At 69.3% G+C, this 17397-nt stretch carries 17 protein-coding genes; 4 read left to right on the top strand and 13 right to left on the bottom strand.

Annotated features, from left to right (window positions below; genetic code table 11):
• Positions 1-29: 29 nt before the first annotated feature.
• On the bottom strand, positions 30-1475 hold the full coding sequence (locus tag ACR9E9_RS08275; protein WP_435203524.1) for a gamma-aminobutyraldehyde dehydrogenase: 1446 nt from the start codon (positions 1473-1475) through the stop codon (positions 30-32).
• Between the two features lie 174 nt (positions 1476-1649).
• Here ACR9E9_RS08275 and ACR9E9_RS08270 point away from each other — a divergent pair, with 174 nt between their 5' ends.
• Together ACR9E9_RS08270 and ACR9E9_RS08265 are read left to right on the top strand one after the other, a co-directional pair.
• Positions 1650-2123, top strand: coding sequence for an Lrp/AsnC family transcriptional regulator (locus ACR9E9_RS08270; protein WP_435203521.1), 474 nt, complete (start codon positions 1650-1652; stop codon positions 2121-2123).
• The gene (locus ACR9E9_RS08265) at positions 2120-3514 is read left to right on the top strand and encodes an aspartate aminotransferase family protein (protein WP_435203519.1); all 1395 of its coding nucleotides are present in this window, start codon (positions 2120-2122) and stop codon (positions 3512-3514) included. The genes ACR9E9_RS08270 and ACR9E9_RS08265 overlap by 4 nt, the downstream gene beginning before the upstream one ends.
• A 144-nt stretch (positions 3515-3658) precedes the next feature.
• On the opposite strand, the gene purU is transcribed toward ACR9E9_RS08265, so the two are convergent.
• From purU to pyrH, 5 genes are all read right to left on the bottom strand, one after another.
• On the bottom strand, positions 3659-4534 hold the full coding sequence (gene purU / locus ACR9E9_RS08260; protein ID WP_435203517.1) for a formyltetrahydrofolate deformylase: 876 nt from the start codon (positions 4532-4534) through the stop codon (positions 3659-3661).
• Positions 4531-5739 (bottom strand): 23S rRNA (adenine(2503)-C(2))-methyltransferase RlmN, encoded by a 1209-nt coding sequence (gene rlmN, locus ACR9E9_RS08255; RefSeq protein WP_435203515.1) that lies wholly within the window; start codon positions 5737-5739, stop codon positions 4531-4533. The genes purU and rlmN overlap by 4 nt, the downstream gene beginning before the upstream one ends.
• Before the next feature lie 31 nt (positions 5740-5770).
• A complete protein-coding gene (locus tag ACR9E9_RS08250; protein ID WP_435203513.1) occupies positions 5771-6649 on the bottom strand; it encodes a phosphatidate cytidylyltransferase in 879 nt (292 codons plus the stop codon).
• Between the two features lies 1 nt (position 6650).
• Complete coding sequence (frr, locus tag ACR9E9_RS08245) at positions 6651-7208, bottom strand: ribosome recycling factor (protein WP_435203511.1); 558 nt, start codon at positions 7206-7208, stop codon at positions 6651-6653.
• A gap of 73 nt (positions 7209-7281) precedes the next feature.
• Complete coding sequence (gene pyrH / locus ACR9E9_RS08240; RefSeq protein WP_435203509.1) at positions 7282-8022, bottom strand: UMP kinase; 741 nt, start codon at positions 8020-8022, stop codon at positions 7282-7284.
• Positions 8023-8167: 145 nt separating this feature from the next.
• Between pyrH and ACR9E9_RS08235 the strand changes: the two genes are divergently transcribed.
• Complete coding sequence (locus ACR9E9_RS08235; protein WP_435203507.1) at positions 8168-8923, top strand: hypothetical protein; 756 nt, start codon at positions 8168-8170, stop codon at positions 8921-8923.
• Positions 8924-9014: 91 nt separating this feature from the next.
• On the opposite strand, the gene tsf is transcribed toward ACR9E9_RS08235, so the two are convergent.
• From tsf to ACR9E9_RS08200, 7 genes are all read right to left on the bottom strand, one after another.
• Complete coding sequence (gene tsf, locus ACR9E9_RS08230) at positions 9015-9842, bottom strand: translation elongation factor Ts (RefSeq protein ID WP_435203505.1); 828 nt, start codon at positions 9840-9842, stop codon at positions 9015-9017.
• A 42-nt stretch (positions 9843-9884) separates the two neighbouring features.
• Positions 9885-10865, bottom strand: a complete 981-nt coding sequence (rpsB, locus tag ACR9E9_RS08225; RefSeq protein ID WP_435203503.1) for a 30S ribosomal protein S2 — start codon at positions 10863-10865, stop codon at positions 9885-9887.
• A gap of 291 nt (positions 10866-11156) precedes the next feature.
• Positions 11157-12488, bottom strand: a complete 1332-nt coding sequence (locus ACR9E9_RS08220) for an ABC transporter substrate-binding protein (protein ID WP_435203501.1) — start codon at positions 12486-12488, stop codon at positions 11157-11159.
• A gap of 31 nt (positions 12489-12519) precedes the next feature.
• Positions 12520-13551: a branched-chain amino acid ABC transporter permease gene (locus ACR9E9_RS08215; RefSeq protein WP_435203499.1), complete on the bottom strand. Its 1032-nt coding sequence runs from the start codon at positions 13549-13551 to the stop codon at positions 12520-12522.
• Complete coding sequence (locus tag ACR9E9_RS08210; protein ID WP_435203497.1) at positions 13551-14426, bottom strand: branched-chain amino acid ABC transporter permease; 876 nt, start codon at positions 14424-14426, stop codon at positions 13551-13553. The genes ACR9E9_RS08215 and ACR9E9_RS08210 overlap by 1 nt, the downstream gene beginning before the upstream one ends.
• A gap of 12 nt (positions 14427-14438) precedes the next feature.
• Positions 14439-15143, bottom strand: a complete 705-nt coding sequence (locus ACR9E9_RS08205) for an ABC transporter ATP-binding protein (protein WP_435203495.1) — start codon at positions 15141-15143, stop codon at positions 14439-14441.
• Positions 15136-15945: an ABC transporter ATP-binding protein gene (locus tag ACR9E9_RS08200; RefSeq protein ID WP_435203493.1), complete on the bottom strand. Its 810-nt coding sequence runs from the start codon at positions 15943-15945 to the stop codon at positions 15136-15138. The genes ACR9E9_RS08205 and ACR9E9_RS08200 overlap by 8 nt, the downstream gene beginning before the upstream one ends.
• A gap of 159 nt (positions 15946-16104) precedes the next feature.
• Here ACR9E9_RS08200 and ACR9E9_RS08195 point away from each other — a divergent pair, with 159 nt between their 5' ends.
• Positions 16105-17361: a PucR family transcriptional regulator gene (locus ACR9E9_RS08195; protein ID WP_435203491.1), complete on the top strand. Its 1257-nt coding sequence runs from the start codon at positions 16105-16107 to the stop codon at positions 17359-17361.
• The last annotated feature ends 36 nt before the right edge of the window (positions 17362-17397 follow it).

The following is a 17397-nucleotide window of genomic DNA, read 5'->3' as shown; positions in this document are numbered from 1 at the left end:
AGCAGGAGTGGGGAGGGGCGCGCGCTGGGTCAGCTCTCGATGTTGGCCATGATGTGCTTGACGCGGGTGTAGTCCTCGAAGCCGTACATGGACAGGTCCTTGCCGTAGCCGGACTTCTTGAAACCGCCGTGCGGCATCTCGGCCACGAGGGGGATGTGGGTGTTGATCCAGACGCAGCCGAAGTCCAGCCGGCGACTCATCCGCATGGCCCGGCCGAAGTCCTTCGTCCACACCGAGGAGGCGAGGCCGTACTCGACGCCGTTGGCCCAGGCGACGGCCTGGTCCTCGTCGGTGAACTTCTGCACGGTGATGACCGGACCGAAGATCTCCTGCTGGATCGCCTCGTCCTCCTGGCGCAGACCCGAGACGACGGCGGGCGAGAGGTAGTAGCCCTCGCCCATCTCGGTGAGACGGCTCCCACCGGCGGCAAGGGTCGCGTGGTCGGGCAGCCGGTTGAGGAACCCGGTGACCTTGTCCAGCTGGTTGGCGTTGTTCACCGGGCCGAGGAGGGCATCCGCGTCGTCGGGCAGGCCGACCTTGGCGTCGTTCTTCGCGAACTCGGCCAGCGCGGCGACGAAGTCGTCGTGGATCCGCGGGGCGACGAGGACCCGGGTCGCGGCGGTGCAGTCCTGGCCGGCGTTGAAGTAGCCCGCCTCGCCGATCCCGGCGACGGCCGCCTCGATGTCGGCGTCGTCGAAGACGACGACGGGAGCCTTGCCACCGAGCTCGAGGTGGGCGCGCTTGAGGTCCTTCGCTGCCGAGGCCGCGACCTCGAGGCCCGCGCGGACGGAGCCGGTGATCGCGACGAGGGCGGGAGTGGGGTGCTCGACGAGGGCCCGGCCGGTCCCCCGGTCGCCGGCGACGACGTTGAAGGTGCCCGCCGGGAAGAACTCGCTGGCGATCTCCGCCATGAGCAGGGTCGTCTCCGGGGTGGTGTCGCTCGGCTTGAGGACGATCGAGTTGCCGGCGGCGAGGGCCGGACCGATCTTCCACGCGGCCATCATCATCGGGTAGTTCCACGGGGTCACCTGGCCGACGACACCGATCGGCTCGCGACGGACCCAACTCTCCAGGCCCTTCATGTACTCGCCGGCGGACTTGCCTTCGAGGATGCGCGCGGCCCCGGCGAAGAAGCGCAGCTGGTCGCACATCACCGGCACCTCCTCCGAGGCGGTGAGCGCGAAGGGCTTGCCCGTGTTCTGCGCCTCGAGGTGGACGAACTCCTCGGCGCGGGCCTCGATGGCGTCCGCGAACTTCAGCAGCGCCGCCTGTCGCTCACCGGGGGTGGTCGCCCCCCACTCCTTGAAGGCCGTCGAGGCGGAGGAGTAGGCGCGATCGATGTCCTCGGCCGTGCTGATCGGCGCGGTCGCGACGCGCCTGCCGGTCGAGGGGTCGATGACGTCCAGGCGCTCGTCTGCGGCGGAGTCGACGTACTCGCCACCGACGAAGTTGCGAAGGGTGCGGGGCTCTGTCACGACAGTGTCCTTACGTACGGAAGATCGGGTGTGACGCCGACCATACCCATGCACGGGCCATATCAACAGTGCCCTGGAACATTTCATTCGATTCCGAGTGTTGACTGGCGAAGTAGATGCGAAATCCGTTGCCTCGGGTTTGCGCTGCCGACGTGATGACGCCACTATGGGCGGGTGACCGAGTCGACCCCACGCGACGCCGTCCGCCTCGACCAGGTGAGCAAGCAGATCATCGAGCACCTGCAGGAGGACGGTCGTCAGTCCTATGCCGCGATCGGCCGAGCCGTCGGACTGTCCGAGGCCGCGGTGCGCCAGCGGGTGCAACGACTCCTCGATGCCGACGTCATGCAGATCGTCGCCGTCACGGATCCCCTCCAGGTGGGATTTCGTCGTCAGGCGATGATCGGCATCTCGGTCGACGGGGACATCACTCCCGTCGGTGACGCGTTGGCGGCGCTCCCGGAGGTCTCCTACGTCGTGACCACGGCGGGAAGCTTCGACATCCTCGCGGAGGTCGTGTGCGAGGACGACGACGACCTGTTGTCACTGCTGACCGACCGGGTCCGCAGCCTGCCCGGCGTCCGGGGCACCGAGACCTTCGTCTATCTCAAGCTGAACAAGCAGCACTACAACTGGGGGACCAGATGACCAACCACCCGACCACCACCGCCCTCGGGACCGACCTGCAGGACGCCGCCCGGGACCACCTGTGGATGCACTTCAGTCGCCACTCGGTCTACGAGGACGGCGGCGAGGTGCCCATCATCGTGCGCGGAGAGGGGCACAAGATCTGGGACAGTGCCGGTCGTGAGTACATCGACGGGCTCTCCGGCCTCTTCGTCGTCCAGGTCGGGCACGGCCGCACCGAGCTCGCCGAGGCGGCGCTGAAGCAGTCCGAGAAGCTCGCCTTCTTCCCGCTGTGGTCCTACGCCCACCCGGCCGCCATCGAGCTGGCCGAGCGCCTGGCCATGGGCGCGCCCGGCGACCTCAACCGGGTCTTCTTCACCACCGGCGGCGGCGAGGCCGTGGAGTCGGCGTGGAAGCTGGCCAAGCAGTACTTCAAGATGACCGGCAAGCCGCACAAGACCAAGGTCATCTCACGCGCGGTGGCCTACCACGGCACCCCGCACGGTGCCCTGTCGATCACCGGCATCCCGCCGATGAAGGCCGACTTCGAGCCCCTCGTGCCCGGAGCCCACAAGGTGCCCAACACCAACATCTACCGCGCCAGCGAGGACCTGCGCGACGACCCGAAGGCCTTCGGCCGGTGGGCCGCCGACCGCATCGCCGAGGCGATCGAGTTCGAGGGTCCGGAGACCGTCGCCGCCGTCTTCCTCGAGCCGGTGCAGAACGCCGGCGGGTGCTTCCCGCCGCCGCCGGGGTACTTCGAGCGGGTGCGCGAGATCTGCGACGAGTACGACGTGCTGCTCGTCTCCGACGAGGTGATCTGCGCCTTCGGCCGGATCGGGTCGATGTTCGCGTGCACCGACTTCGGGTACGTGCCCGACATCATCACCTGCGCGAAGGGGATGACCTCCGGCTACTCCCCGCTCGGCGCGATGATCGCGAGCGACCGGCTCTTCGAGCCGTACAAGAAGGGGACCAGCTCCTTCCTCCACGGGTACACCTTCGGCGGCCACCCGGTCAGCTCCGCGGTGGCCCTGGCCAACCTCGACATCTTCGAGCGCGAGGGCCTGAACGACCACGTCAAGGAGAACGCCCCGAGGTTCCGCAAGACCCTCGAGCGTCTCCTCGACCTGCCGCTCGTCGGCGACGTGCGCGGCGAGGGCTACTTCTACGGGATCGAGCTGGTCAAGGACAAGACGACCCGGGAGACCTTCACCGAGGCCGAGTCCGAGTCGATGCTCCGCGGCTTCCTGTCCAGGGCACTCTTCGACGCCGGTCTGTACTGCCGCGCCGACGACCGCGGTGACCCGGTCGTGCAGCTCGCTCCCCCGCTGACCATCGGCCAGAGCGAGTTCGACGACATCGAGCAGCGGTTGCGCTCCGTGCTCACCGAGGCCGAGAACCACCTCTGAGGCGGTGGGCCGGCCTGGCGCGACGAACTACTGCAGGCAGTAGTTCGTCGCGTCAGCAGTAGCTCGAGCTACTGCTGGGCATACCAAGTACTGCCTGCAGTAGTTCGTATCCGGGTGGGGCGAGGGCGGGCGAAGGGGTGTCCCCTAGTCGAAGACGATGGTGCGCCGACCGCGCAGGACGACCCGGCGCTCGACGTGCCAGCGCAGAGCCCGGGCGAAGGCCATCGCCTCGAGCTCGGCGCCGGTGGCGGCGAGCTGCGTGGGGCTCATCCGGTGGTCGACCCGGCGGAAGTCCTGCTCGATGATCGGTCCCTCGTCGAGGTCCGCGGTGACGTAGTGCGCGGTGGCACCGATGACCTTCACACCCCGCTCGTGGGCCTGCTGGTAGGGGCGCGCGCCCTTGAAGGAGGGCAGCAGCGAGTGGTGGATGTTGATGATCCGCCCCGGGAAGTCACCGCAGACGTCCTCCGAGAGCACCTGCATGTACCTGGCCAGGGCGATGGTCTCGACGCGCTCGGTCTCGATGATCTCCCGCAGTCGAGCCTCTGCCTGCGACTTGTTCTCCTTCGTCACCGGGACGTGGTGGAAGGGGATGCCGTGCCACTCGACCTCGGCGCGGAAGTCCTCGTGGTTGGACACCACGGCCGGGACCTCGACGTTGAGCTGGCCGGTACGCACCCGGAAGAGCAGGTCGTTGAGCACGTGCCCCTGACGGGAGACCATGATCAGCAGCCGGTGCGGCTCGTGCGGGTCGTGGACGTCGACATCCACCCGGAGCTCGGTCGCCAGGCGCGTCCGGGCCGCCTCGAGCGCCACCGCGTCGATCGGCGTGGAGCCGCCGAGGTGCATCCGCAGGTGGAACTCCCCCGTCGACGGGTCGCCGAACTGCTGGCTGTCGAGGATGTTCAGGTCGAGCCCGACCATCGCGCCGGTAACCGCGTGGACGATGCCCCGGCGGTCGGGGCCGTTGAGGGTCAGGACGACCTCTCGCCCGAGGTCGCTCGGGGGTCGCCCGCTCACGCCGTCGTCGCCGCGAGCTGGCCGCAGGCGCCGTCGATGTCGCTGCCGCGGGTGTCGCGCACCGTCGTGGGGATGCCGTGCGCGCGCAGCCGCTCGACGAACTGCTGCTCGACGCCGGGTCGCGAGGCGGTCCACTTCGACCCGGGCGTCGGATTGAGCGGGATCGGGTTGATGTGCACCCAGCCCTTGCCGCGGGCGGTGAGCTTCTCGGCGAGCAGGTCGGCACGCCAGGCCTGGTCATTGATGTCGCGGATCATCGCGTACTCGATGCTCACGCGTCGGCCCGTCGCGAGGTAGTACCGGTGGGCGGCGTCGATCGCCTCGTCGACCTTGAAGCGGGTGTTGATCGGCACCAGCTCGTCACGCAGCTCGTCGTCGGGGGCGTGCAGCGACAGCGCGAGCGTCACCGGGATGCCCTCCCGGGTGAGCCGGTCGATGCCGGTGACGAGCCCGACCGAGGACATCGTGATCCCGCGCGCGCTCATCCCGAGTCCCTCGGGAGCCGGGTCGACCATCCGGCGGATGGCGCCGATGGCGGCCGAGTAGTTGGCCAGCGCCTCACCCATGCCCATGAAGACGACATTGGTCACCCGGTGACCACCGGACGCCGGGAGCGACTCCCCTTCGTCGGCCTCGTCCCCGAGCTCGGCTCCACCCTCGTGCGGGGCGGAGAGGTCACTCGCCTCGGCGAGCATCCGGTTGGCGGCCACGACCTGGCCGACGATCTCGGCGGTCGACATGTTGCGCGTCAGGCCCGCCTGGCCGGTGGCGCAGAAGGGGCAGTTCATGCCGCAACCGGCCTGGCTGGAGATGCAGATCGTCGCCCGCCGCGGGTAGCGCATGAGCACCGACTCCACGGTCGCACCGTCGTGCAGGCGCCAGACGGACTTCAGCGTCGCCCCCTGGTCGGCGGAGATCGTGCGCACCGGGGTGAGCAGTCGCGGCAGCAGCGCGGAGACGAGCTCGTCGCGGCCCCCCTTCGGCAGGTCGGTCATCGCCGCGGGATCGTCGGTGTGGTGGGCGAAGTAGTGCGTCGAGAGCTGCTTGGCGCGGAATCCGGGCAGGCCGAGCTCCTTGGCCACCTCGACCCGTCCGGCGAGGTCGAGGTCGGCGAGGTGGCGCGGCGGCTTGCCGCGCCGGGGCGCGGTCATCGTCAGCTGGCCGGGCACGGGGGGCGCGGTCGAGGGCGTGGGCAGGTCGGTCATCCCCCTCAGTGTCTCAGGCCCGCCAAGCAGGTCAGTACGGGGCGATGATCCGCAGCGCAAACCACGCCAGGGGCACGACGAGCACGAGCGAGTCGAGCCGGTCCATCAGCCCACCGTGGCCGGGGAGGATGTTGGACATGTCCTTGATGCCGAGATTGCGCTTGAGACTCGACTCGATGAGGTCACCGATCGTCGCGACCGGCGCGATGAGCGCCCCGAGGACCGCGCCCTGCCACCAGAGCCCGCCGTCGAAGACGAGCGGGATCGTGATGCCGGCGACGAGCGCACAGCTGACGACCGACCCGGCGAAGCCCTCCCACGACTTCTTCGGCGAGAGCTTCGGCGCCATCGGGTGCTTGCCGAGGAGCACTCCGACGGCGTAGCCACCGATGTCGGAGAAGACGGTGATGAGGATGAAGACGAAGATCCGCCACCGGCCCTGCGGCTCGGCGAGCATCAGCGCGGCGAAGCCGACGAGGAAGCACGGGTAGAGCAGCACGAGGGCCCCGGCCCCGACGTCCCGCAGCGCCCCGGTCAGGCCGTCGGCGACGCGCCAGATGAGGATGGCGATGATCGTCAGGGTGGCCGCGAAGACGAGTGCCTCGGCACCGCGGAGGTACCCGGCGACGGTCATGCTCACCGCGCCCACGGCCACGGGGACGAAGGGGGCGTACAGCCCCCCTTCGGCCAGCGCCTGGCGCATCTCCCACACCGCGACGACCACTGCCACGCAGATGAGCGCGAGGAAGCCGACCGGGTGGAGCAGGAGCAGACCGATCGCCAGCGCGCCGAGGAAGACCCCCGTGCCGATGGCCACGGGCAGGTTCCGGCCCGCGCGGCTGGACGGCCCGGCGGGGGCCGGCGTGGCCGACCGGATGGCGCGACGGGTCACGAAGTCGGACTCGGGCACGTCAGACCTCGGAGAGCTCGGCTTCCTTGGACTTCACGAGGGAGTCGATGGTGTCGGCGTACTTCTTCGTCAGCGCGTCGAGCTCCTTCTCCCCGCGGTTGCCCTCGTCCTCACCGACATCGCCGTCCTTGACGAGCTTGTCGATGGTGTCCTTCGCGTGCCGACGCACGTGGCGTACGGAGACCTTCGCGTCCTCGCCCTGCGTGTGCGCGAGCTTGATGTACTCCTTGCGCCGCTCCGCGGTGAGCTCCGGCATGGTGATGCGGATCGTCGACCCGTCGTTGCTCGGGTTGGCACCGAGGTCGGACTCACGCAGCGCACCCTCGATCGCCTGCAGCGAGGACTGGTCGTACGGGGCGATGAGGAGCGTGCGGGCCTCGGGCGACTGGAAGGAGGCGAGCTGCTGCAGCGGGGTCGGGGCGCCGTAGTAGTCGACCATGACCTTGCTGAACAGGCCCGGGTTGACCCGTCCGGTACGGATCCCTCCGAAGCTCTCCTTGGCCACCTCGACGGCCTTCTCCATCTTCTCCTCGGCTTCGAGCAGGGCTTCCTCGATCATGTCTCTCGACTCCTTCGACTCGACCCTCTCGGGTCGCAACGGGCGGTGCGCGTCAGGGACGCTGGGGCTGGGCTCAGTGTGTCACTCCGGCGGTGACGAGGGTGCCGATCGGCTCGCCGAGCAGGGCACGGGTGATGTTGCCCTCGCCCTCCATACCGAAGACGAGCATCGGCAGGCCGTTCTCACGGCACAGGCTGAAGGCCGCGGCGTCGACGACCTTGAGGTCCTGCTGGAGGGCCTGCTCGTAGGTCAGCCGGTCGAGCCTGAGGGCATCGGGGTTGCTGCGCGGGTCGGAGTCGTAGACCCCGTCGACGCCGTTCTTCGACACGAGGACGGCGTCGCACTTGATCTCGAGGGCGCGCTGGGCGCTCACCGTGTCGGTGGAGAAGAAGGGCATCCCCGCTCCGGCACCGAAGATCACGACGCGGCCCTTCTCGAGGTGCCGGATCGCCCGCCGCGGGATGTAGGCCTCGGCGACCTGACCCATGGTGATCGCGGTCTGAACCCGGGTGTCGATGCCCGCGTCCTCGAGGAAGTCCTGCAGGGCCAGGCAGTTCATCACGGTCCCGAGCATCCCCATGTAGTCGGCACGCGTGCGGTCCATGCCCTGCTCCTGCAGCTGCTTGCCGCGGAAGAAGTTGCCGCCACCGACGACGATCGCGACCTCGATGCCCTCTCGCACGGCGGTGGCGATCTGATCGGCGATGCCGCGGACGACGTCCGGGGACACCCCGACCTTGCCGCCGCCGAAGGCCTCGCCGGACAGCTTGAGCAGGACCCTGCGGCGGGGCGGGGGTGTGGTCTGGTCGGTCACGTGGGCGCTCCCTGGGTCGGGCAGATGGTTTTGCCCGATCCTTCCACAGGTACGGGCGCTGCGAAGACCCCGCCCGTGGACCCGGCCCTTGTCGCCCGGGACGCCCGTCACTAATCTGGGTGCTCCACTCAGCGAGGAGCTCGGCATGGCACCCACGACCCTCCGTCTCGGGACGACCGCCCCCTTGCTCGCCGCCGCTCTGGTGCTCGCCGGCTGTGGTGGCTCCGGATCGACCGAGGCCGCCACGTCCTCCTCGTCCGCCGAGTCCACCTCCTCGACCAGCACGCCCAGCTCCTCCTCCACCAGGAGCTCGACGAGCACCCTGTCGCGGACACACACCACCAGCACGAGCAGCACCAGCACGAGTACCACCAGCTCGACGACCCCCAGCTCGACGAGCGCCTCGACCTCGGCGCCCACGACCGCGACCACGACCACGACGAGCCCACCCAGCACCACGGCCACCACCGCAGCCGCCGCCGTCGGCCCGCAGCGCTGCACACAGGTCACGACGGCCATCGGTGACCGGGCGACGGTCGAGATCATCTCCGGGGACGTCGACTGCACCTTTGCCGTCGACCTGCTGACCCGCTATTACACGAATCCCCCGTCCCCTCCCCAGGGCAGTGGCGGATACGTCGACATCGGCGAGTGGAACTGCAACAGCTCCTCCTCCCAGGCACCGGGCCGGGCCTCGACCTGCCGCACCCAGGCGGGCGGCGAGATCATCGCCCACGCACCCACGTCCGCACCGACGCCCACCACCTCGGCCTCCGCCCCCGCACCGGCCACCGGGTCCTGTGCGCAGATCGACCAACCGACGCTGGACCAGATGTTCCCGGACGGGGTCCAGGACGAGCAGAAGTGCGCCAACTTCATCGGCGGCGAGGCGGGCCACTGACCGCGGTCAGTGGCCGACTCCTCGGCGAGCACGACGAAGGGGGCCGCACCCGGCGAACGGGTGCGGCCCCCTTCGTGGGGTGCAGCGTGGGTCAGGAACCGACGCGGAAGCGCGCGAACTGCGTGGCGCTCGCACCGGCCTCCTCGAGGACCGTGCCGACGGACTTCTTCGAGTCCTTGGCGAAGGGCTGGTCCAGCAGGACGTTCTCCTTGAAGAAGCCGTTGACGCGACCCTCGACGATCTTCGGCAGGGCTGCCTCGGGCTTGCCCTCCTCCTTGGCCGTCTCCTCGGCGATGCGACGCTCGTTGGCGACCGTCTCCGCGTCGATGTCGTCGCGGGTGAGGACGGAGGGGCTGAACGCGGCGATGTGCATCGCGACGTCACGAGCCACCTGGTCGTCGCCACCCTCGGCTCCGAGGAGGACACCGATCTGCGCCGGCAGGTCGGGGCTGGTCTTGTGCAGGTACGCCGAGACCGTGGGGGCCTCGACACGGGCGACCCGCTTGACCTCGATCTTCTCGCCGATGGTGGCGTTGGCGTCGTCGAGGAGCTCCTTGACGCTCTTGCCGTCGACCGGTGCGGCGAGGAGCTCGTCCGCGGTGGACGCCTTCGCCTCGACGGCCGCGGCGAGGACCTGCTCGGCGAGGGCGCCGAAGGGCTCGCTCTTGGCGACGAAGTCGGTCTCGCAGAGGACCTCGACGAGGGTGCCCACGCCGGTCTCGGCCCGGGCGACCACGAGTCCGTTGGAGGCGGTCCGCCCTTCGCGCTTGGTGACGCCCTTGAGGCCCTTGATGCGCAGGACCTCGGTGGCCTTGGCCTGGTCACCCTCGGCCTCGTCGAGCGCCTTCTTCACGTCGAGCATGCCGGCGCCGGTGCGCTCGCGCAGCTCCTTGATGTCAGCGGCGGTGTAGTTCGCCATGTGTGTGCCGTTCTCCTTCGCGGAAGTGAGTGAGTGGTGGACTCAGGCCTCGGGGGTGTCTGCTGCCGGGGTGGCGGGAGCAGTCTCGGGGGAGGTCGCGGTCTGGTCCGACGCAGCGGTCTCGGCCGGGGTCTGCGTTTCGACGGGAGCCTCGGTGGCCGGCACCTCGGCAGCGGCCTCGGTGGCAGCGGCCTGGGTCTCGGCATCGGGGACGGCGGCAGCGGGGGCCTTCTCGACGGCGGTGGCGGTCTCGCCCTCGCCGGCGAGGAGCTCGCGCTCCCACTCGGCCATCGGCTCGGCCTCGGCGGACGCGCCCTCGGTCGCGTTGCCGCCACCTCGTGCCATGAGCCCGTCGGCGACCGCGTCGGCGACGACGCGGGTCAGCAGGGTGACGGAGCGGATGGCGTCGTCGTTGCCGGGGATCTTGTAGTCGACCTCGTCGGGGTCGCAGTTGGTGTCGAGGATCGCGATGACCGGGAGGCCGAGCTTGCGGGCCTCGTCGACCGCGAGGTGCTCCTTCTTGGTGTCGACGATCCACACGGCGGAGGGGACCTTCGCCATGTCGCGGATACCACCGAGGGTCTTCTCCAGCTTGTCCTTCTCACGGCGAAGGATGAGGAGCTCCTTCTTCGTGTAGCCGGAGCCGGCGACGGTGTCGAAGTCGAGCTCCTCGAGTTCCTTCATGCGCGTGAGGCGCTTGGAGATCGTCTGGAAGTTCGTGAGCATGCCACCGAGCCAGCGGTGGTTGACGTAGGGCATCCCGACGCGCGTCGCCTGCTCGGCGATCGGCTCCTGGGCCTGCTTCTTCGTGCCGACGAAGAGGATCGTCCCCCCGTGGGAGACGGTCTGCTTGACGAACTCGTAGGCGTCGTTGATGTAGGTCAGCGACTGCTGCAGGTCGATGATGTAGATGCCATTGCGCTCGGTCATGATGAAGCGCTTCATCTTCGGGTTCCACCGGCGGGTCTGGTGCCCGAAGTGGACGCCGCTCTCGAGGAGCTGGCGCATGGTGACGACGGCCATGCCGAAGTCCTTTCGTCGTGGTTGTCAGTTGGCTCCTGGTGCTCCGACCCACCCCGCCCGATCAGGAGATCGGGACTGCCGTGGTGCGCCCCGGATTCGGAGTCGGAACTCGTCACCCGGTGAAGGAACACGCGAATTCATCCAGACAGACTGGATGTGTCCTCCATCTTAGGGCCACGCGGACGACGGGAGGAAATCCTCCTCACACAACCACGAAGGGGGTGGGCGGGCTCCCCCTTCGCCGGGGTATCCACCGGGGAGCCCGCCCACGACCCGATCAGCCGGCAGCCGTCACTCGAGGACCTCGACCTCCGGCATGCCGTTCTTGCCGGGCTCGGCCTTGGCCGCGCTGTCCGGGTCCTTGGTGATCTCCGCGTCACCGAGGTCGGTCACGAGCACGTCCGTCAGCGGATCGGTCTTCTGACCGGTGATCTCCACGAGGCGCATGCCGGAGATCCCGAGGTGGGAGTCCTCGGAGTAGCGGAACGGAGCCAGGTGCGGGCCGGGCCAGTTCTGGGCGTCCTTCTCGATGACCTCGACGATGCGCTCCCGCGTGAGGTCCTCGCCCGAGGCCTCCAGCGCCGAGACGAAGAGGTAGGCCATCGACATGCCGTAGATCCGGTAGTTCGTCAGCTCACCCTTGCCGCCCTGCTCGTCCCAGACCTGCTGCCACAGGTCGACCCACGGGCTGTCCTCGCCCACACCGGGGATGTACTCGGTCGTCATCACGCCGTCGAGGGCGCCGCCGCCCTTGACCTGGCCCTCCGAGAACTTCGAGAGGAGGCTGCCGGCGAGCTTCGGGTCGGAACCGACATTGGTGTACATCCAGGTCGGCTCGTAGTTGAGCTTCTGGGCGACGAGCTGGCTCAGCGCGGTGTAGCTCGGGGTGTTGAAGCCGACGATGAGGTCCGCACCGGATGCCTTGAGCTTGGCGATCTGCGGACCCACATCGGTGTTCCCCGAGGAGTACTCGACCCGCTCGACGATCTGGTCGTCGATGTACGTGCGCAGGCCACTCTCGCCGTCCTCCCCGAGCTCGTCGCCCTGGAGGAAGAGCCCGACCTTGGCGTCCGGCTCGTTCTCCTTGATCCACTCGCCCATGATCTTGCCCTCGATCTCGTAGTCCGGCTGCCAGCCGAAGGTCCACGGGCGCTCCTTCGGGTCGTCGCCCCACAGCTGGGCGCCGGAGGAGACGAAGAGGTCGGGGACCTCCTCCTGGTTGAGGAAGTCGACCACCGCGCTGTGCGTGGGCGTGCCCAGGCCACCGAGGATCGCGAAGACCTCGTCCTTGAGCACGAGCTCATCGATGACCTTGGACGTGTTCGTCGGGTTGTAGCCGTCGTCCTTGACCGACAGCTCGATGTCACGGCCGTGGACGCCGCCCTGCTCGTTGACGTGCTCGAAGTAGGCCTTCATCCCGGTGTTGATCTCCGAGTAGCCCGGAGCAGCCACCCCGGTCAACGGCATGTGGGTGCCGATGCTGATCGTCGAGTCGGTGATCCCGGTGGTGTCACCCTCGGCACCCTCACTTCCGCCGGAGTCGCGTCCCCCGGCTCCGCAGCCGGCGAGCACGAGCGCAGCGGTGCCAGCGGCCACCGCTGCCCGCAGTCGAACTCTGTTCATGGTCTTCTCCTCGTGGTGGTGGATGGGCGGATCATCGGGCGCGGGGTCGCGCTCGACGGAGCAGGGGGGCCAGGGAGCCGACGAGCCCCGCCGGTGCCAGCAGCACGACGGCCATCGTCGTCAGCCCGAGCACCAGGGGGGCGAGCTCGGCGGACTGCAGGTCCGTCAGCCCCAGCCCCGAGCCGACATTCGTCACGTAGGTGGGCAGGAGCGTGAGCAGCGCGGCCCCGAACAGCGCACCGCTGAGGGTGCCGAGTCCGCCGAGGACGACCGCCATGATCAGGGTCAGCGACAGGATGAGGGTGAAGCCGCTGGGCGCCGCGACCCTGGTGACGAGCGCCATGAGCGCACCGGCCAGACCGGCGCAGGCCGCGCTGACGACGAAGCAGCCGACCCGGTTGCGCCCGAGGTTGATCCCGGCGAGCTGTGCCGCGACGGGGTCGTCGCGCACGGCGCGCCACTGCCGCCCCACCCTCGACTGGGAGAGGTTGCGCAGCAGGAAGAAGGTGAGGATCAGGCAGGCCGTCGACACGGTGGCCAGCCACTGCATCGTCCCGATCTCGGTCCCCGTGAGGAAGAAGAGGGCGTCGTCGGCGACCTGTGGGATCTCCGGAGCGGACACCCGCAACCCCGGCTCGCCCCCGAGGGTGGTGCGGAAGTGGATGGCGAGCGAGGGCACCGCGACCGCGAGGGCCAGGGTGGCGCCCGCGACGTAGGGCCCGCGCAAACGGGCTGCCGCGACCCCCACGACCCCTCCGACGACGAGGGCCATGACGACGGCGGCCACCAGGAGCAGCAGGAGCGGCACCTCACGTCCGTCCTCGACGAGCTTCGCCGTCGTGTAGGCGCCGATGGCCATGAAGGCGCCGTGGCCGAGCGAGAGCTGGCCGTTGATCCCGGTGAGCACGCTCAGGCCTCCGGCGGCGATCGCCAGGTAGGCGACCGAGGCGACCTGCCCCTGTCGGAAGTCGGACAGGAGATCGATGACGAAGATCGAGACGATGAGGAGGGCGACGGCGACCAGCACGCGCCGCAGCACGGGAGAGCCCTGGAGTCGAGTCATCAGACCGTCCTTTCCTTCGTGGTGGAGAACAGCCCGCCCGGCCGCACGAGCAGGACGATCATCAGCACGATGAGGGCGGCCAGGGGAACCAGTCCGGATCCGAGGTAGCCGCTGACGAGCGAGAGCACGACGCCCATGATGAGACCACCGACGACGGCACCCGCCGGACTGTCGAGCCCGCCGAGCACCGCGGCGACGAAGCCGTACACGACGACCCCGTCCATGTAGCCCGGGTGGATGAGACCACCGCCCGCGATGAGCAGCCCGGACAGCGAACCGACCATGGCCGCCAGGGCCCAGCCGAGGGTGAGGGTCCGGTTGACCCGCACCCCGAGGATCCGGGCGACCTCCTGGTTGAAGGCCGCCGCCCGCATGGTGAGGCCGAGGTTCGTCCTGAGGAAGAGCAGCCGCAGCAGGGCCATCACCACGACCACGACGAGGATGGTGAAGATGCTGAAGGGGGTGAGCGCCAGGGTCCTCCCCCCCACCTCCACGCCCCGCAGGCTGAACCCCGCTGGGAACGAACGGAAGTCGCTGCCGAAGATGATCGCGGCGAGCGCGTGGAGCACGATGAACAGCCCCAGCGTGAGGATCACCGGGTTGATGTGGTTGTCGTGGTCGACGTGCCGGATGATCAGGCGCTCGACCAGTGCGCCGAGGATCAGGCCGCAGACGAGGGCGGCAAAGAACCCGACCCAGTAGTTGTAGCCGGAATCGATGAGGTAGAGGGCGATGAAGGTCGTGATCATCGCCATCGGGGCCTGGGCGAAGTTGACGATCCTCGTGGACTGCCAGATGAGCACGAGCGCCAGGGCGAAGGCGGCGTAGATCATGCCCAGCGAGAGCCCGCCCAGGACGGTGTTGATGAGTTGCACGGGGACTCCTTGTCAGTAACCCAGGTAGGCGTGGCGCAGGTTCTCGTCGCCACTGAGCACCTCGGCGGAGTCGCAGGCCACGACCTTGCCGAGTCCGAGGACCACCCCGAGGTCGGCGATGGACAGCGCGCTCCGCGCGTTCTGCTCGACGAGCAGGACCGACAGGCCGTGCTCCTCGACCAGCAGACGGATGACGCCGAAGATCTGTGCGCTGATGCGTGGCGCGAGACCCAGGCTCGGCTCGTCGAGCAGGAGCATCTTCGGGGTGGCGAGCAGGGCCCGGGCGATGACGAGCATCTGCCGCTCCCCGCCGGAGAGGGTGTGCGCCAGCGCGTGCGAGCGTTCCCCGAGGATGGGGAAGAGATCGACGACCTCGTCCAGGGACACCGCCTCGCGGTGCGTCGACCGGCCCAGCGCGCCGAGCCGGAGGTTCTCGCGGACGGTGAGCTCGGTGATCACCCCACGCCCCTCGGGGACGTGCGCCAGACCCGCCCGGGCCATCCGGTCCGGCGACAGCTTGGTGATGTCCTGGCCGTCGAAGCGGATGGTCCCCGAGTCAGCACGGTGCAGTCCCGAGACGGTGCGCAGGAGGGTCGTCTTGCCGGCACCGTTGGCCCCCAGGACCGACGTGACCCGCCCCTCCTCGGCGACGAGGTCGACATTGTCGAGAGCGGTGACCGGGCCGTATCGGCTCGTCACCCCACGCAGTTCAAGCACCGTTGGGCTCCTTCGTCGGGGTTTCCTCGACGGCAGCACCCAGATAGGCCTCGAGCACGGCCGGGTCGTTGCGCACCTGATCCGGAGAGCCGGTCGCGATGACCCGACCGAAGTCGAGAACGGTCAGCCGGTGGCACACGCGCATCACGAGATCCATGTGGTGCTCCACGAGCATCACCGACATCTCCCCCGCGAGGCCGGAGATGATGTCCCCCAGCTCACTCATCTCGCTCTCGGACAGACCCGCGGCGGGTTCGTCGAGGAGCAGCAGTCGAGGCTCGGACACGAGGGCCCGGGCGAGTGCCACCCGCTTGCGCAGCGGGTAGGGCAGACTGCCGACCGTCTCCTCGGCCCGGTGGCCGATGTCCAGTCGTTCGAGGACCTCCATGGCCCGTTCCCGCAGGGCCGCCTCATCCCTGGTCGCGGCCGGCGTCGCCAGGAGCGAGGAGAGGAACCCCTTCTTGGCGTGGCGGTCGCCCCCCACGAGCACGTTGTCCACGACGCTGAGCCGGTCGAACAGGCCCAGGCCCTGCAAGGACCTCGCCACCCCGTGATCGACGAGATGGTGCGGTTGCCACCCGGTCACATCGGCGCCCTCGAAGGAGAGCCGGCCCTCGGTCGGCGGCACGAACCCGCAGGCGACGTTGAACAGGGTCGTCTTACCCGCACCGTTGGGGCCGATGACCCCGAGCACCTCGCCGGGGTCGACCTCCAGGTGGACTCCGTCCAGGGCGACGACACCGCCGAAGCGGACGACGACCCCGTCCATCGCGAGCACGGGTTGCGTGGGTGGCACCGGCACACGGCATCCTTCCTCGAGGGGCCCGCACCACGGTGTGCGGGTGTGACGACTCTGACCGAGAAGGCCGCGTCACTCCATGGACGCGGTGCACAAACCCCGTTGTGCTGCATGACACTTGTTAGTCTGTTCAGGTTCATGCCGTACCGAGGACTGGGTCGTATGTCGCAGCAGGATGTCGGACCACCCCGACCAGACGACCGAGCCGGGCAACCGGCGTTGAGTCCCGCGGAGCAGGCGCAGATCGCGGACGCCTTCGCCGCTCTCCTGCCCCGGTCGAACCACATCGCTGACGCCATCACCGACCACCTGCTGGATGTTGAACGGACCTGGTACGGGGACGGACGACAGGTCAGCGCCGAGCTCCGGGCGAGCACCCGGGCCCACATCCAACGTGGGATCGAGCGGATGGCCGGTCGCCCCGACTCCAGCCGACGGGCCGTCGACCTGTGGCGGGAGACCGGGCGCCGGCGGGCCCAGCAGGGGATCCCCGTGGCCGTCGTGCTCTCCGCCTACAGCTACGGCACGCGCCGGCTCTGGGACGCGCTGCTCGAGGTGGGTCAGGAGCTGGACGTGCCCGCCTCGGTCCTGCTGCATGCCGGTCAGGTCCTCTGGAGCGACCTCGACGTGCAGAGCCACACCCTCCGGGAAAGCCACCGCCGGGAGGAGCTCGTCCTCGAAAGTGGCGACCCGGCGCAGGCAGCCAGGGTGCTGGACGGTCTGCTGCGCGGGATGGGCTCGGATCCGCAGTTCGCCGCCGAGGCTCGCCATGTGCTGGGCCTGACCGCGGACTCGGCACTGATGTGCCTCGTGTGGCTGCCCGAGGAGCCCCTCCCCTCCGTCGCCGTGGTGCGCGAGCGCCTCCAGAACGCCGGAGTGCAGGCATGGTGGCGCGTCCACGGCGAGTACGCGGTGGGCCTGGCGGCCGCTGTCCCCGGGGAGCAGGCGCGGGTGCGTGCGGTCATGGCGCGCTCCGTCCGCGGTCAGGTCGGCACCGCCGCCTGCCGGCACGGGCTGGCCGGGGTGGTCGCCGCCCACACCCACGCTCTCGCCGCGGCCAGTTCCCTGCCGCGGGGCTCGCACTCGGTCGCGGACATCACCGAGTGCCTGCCCGAGGCACTGGTGGCCAGCGCTCCCGAGCTGAGCGCCCTGATCGTCGAGGAGGCCATCGAACCGCTGCTGGGCCTGACGGGCGTGACCCGGCAGTCCCTGCTGGAGACCCTCGTCGTGGCGCTGCGACACGGGGGCTCGGCCACGGCAGCGGCCGAGGACCTCATGTGTCACCGCAACACGGTCGTGTACCGGATCAAACGCATCGAGCAGCTCACGGGTCGATCCTTGGACGACCCGCGGGACCGGTTGCTCCTGTCGCTCGCGACCATCGCGATCCGGGACGACCTCGGCTTCGAGATGCCGTAGCGCCCGGGCCCGGTCCGGGTACTCATAGGGTCGGGT

Source organism: Janibacter sp. GS2 (assembly GCF_051200835.1).
GTDB lineage: Bacteria > Actinomycetota > Actinomycetes > Actinomycetales > Dermatophilaceae > Janibacter.
This window is presented reverse-complemented; position numbering and strand designations above follow the sequence as displayed.

What these genes read in the sequence shown, in the direction of transcription:
- tsf (WP_435203505.1), bottom strand. Translation starts at nt 9,842, where the DNA reads ATGGCGAACTACACCGCCGCTGACATCAAGGAGCTGCGCGAGCGCACC.
- rlmN (WP_435203515.1), bottom strand. Translation starts at nt 5,739, where the DNA reads ATGACCGACCTGCCCACGCCCTCGACCGCGCCCCCCGTGCCCGGCCAG.
- ACR9E9_RS08220 (WP_435203501.1), bottom strand. Translation starts at nt 12,488, where the DNA reads ATGAACAGAGTTCGACTGCGGGCAGCGGTGGCCGCTGGCACCGCTGCG.
- rpsB (WP_435203503.1), bottom strand. Translation starts at nt 10,865, where the DNA reads ATGGCCGTCGTCACCATGCGCCAGCTCCTCGAGAGCGGCGTCCACTTC.
- ACR9E9_RS08235 (WP_435203507.1), top strand. Translation starts at nt 8,168, where the DNA reads ATGGCACCCACGACCCTCCGTCTCGGGACGACCGCCCCCTTGCTCGCC.
- ACR9E9_RS08195 (WP_435203491.1), top strand. Translation starts at nt 16,105, where the DNA reads ATGTCGCAGCAGGATGTCGGACCACCCCGACCAGACGACCGAGCCGGG.
- frr (WP_435203511.1), bottom strand. Translation starts at nt 7,208, where the DNA reads ATGATCGAGGAAGCCCTGCTCGAAGCCGAGGAGAAGATGGAGAAGGCC.
- ACR9E9_RS08265 (WP_435203519.1), top strand. Translation starts at nt 2,120, where the DNA reads ATGACCAACCACCCGACCACCACCGCCCTCGGGACCGACCTGCAGGAC.
- ACR9E9_RS08215 (WP_435203499.1), bottom strand. Translation starts at nt 13,551, where the DNA reads ATGACTCGACTCCAGGGCTCTCCCGTGCTGCGGCGCGTGCTGGTCGCC.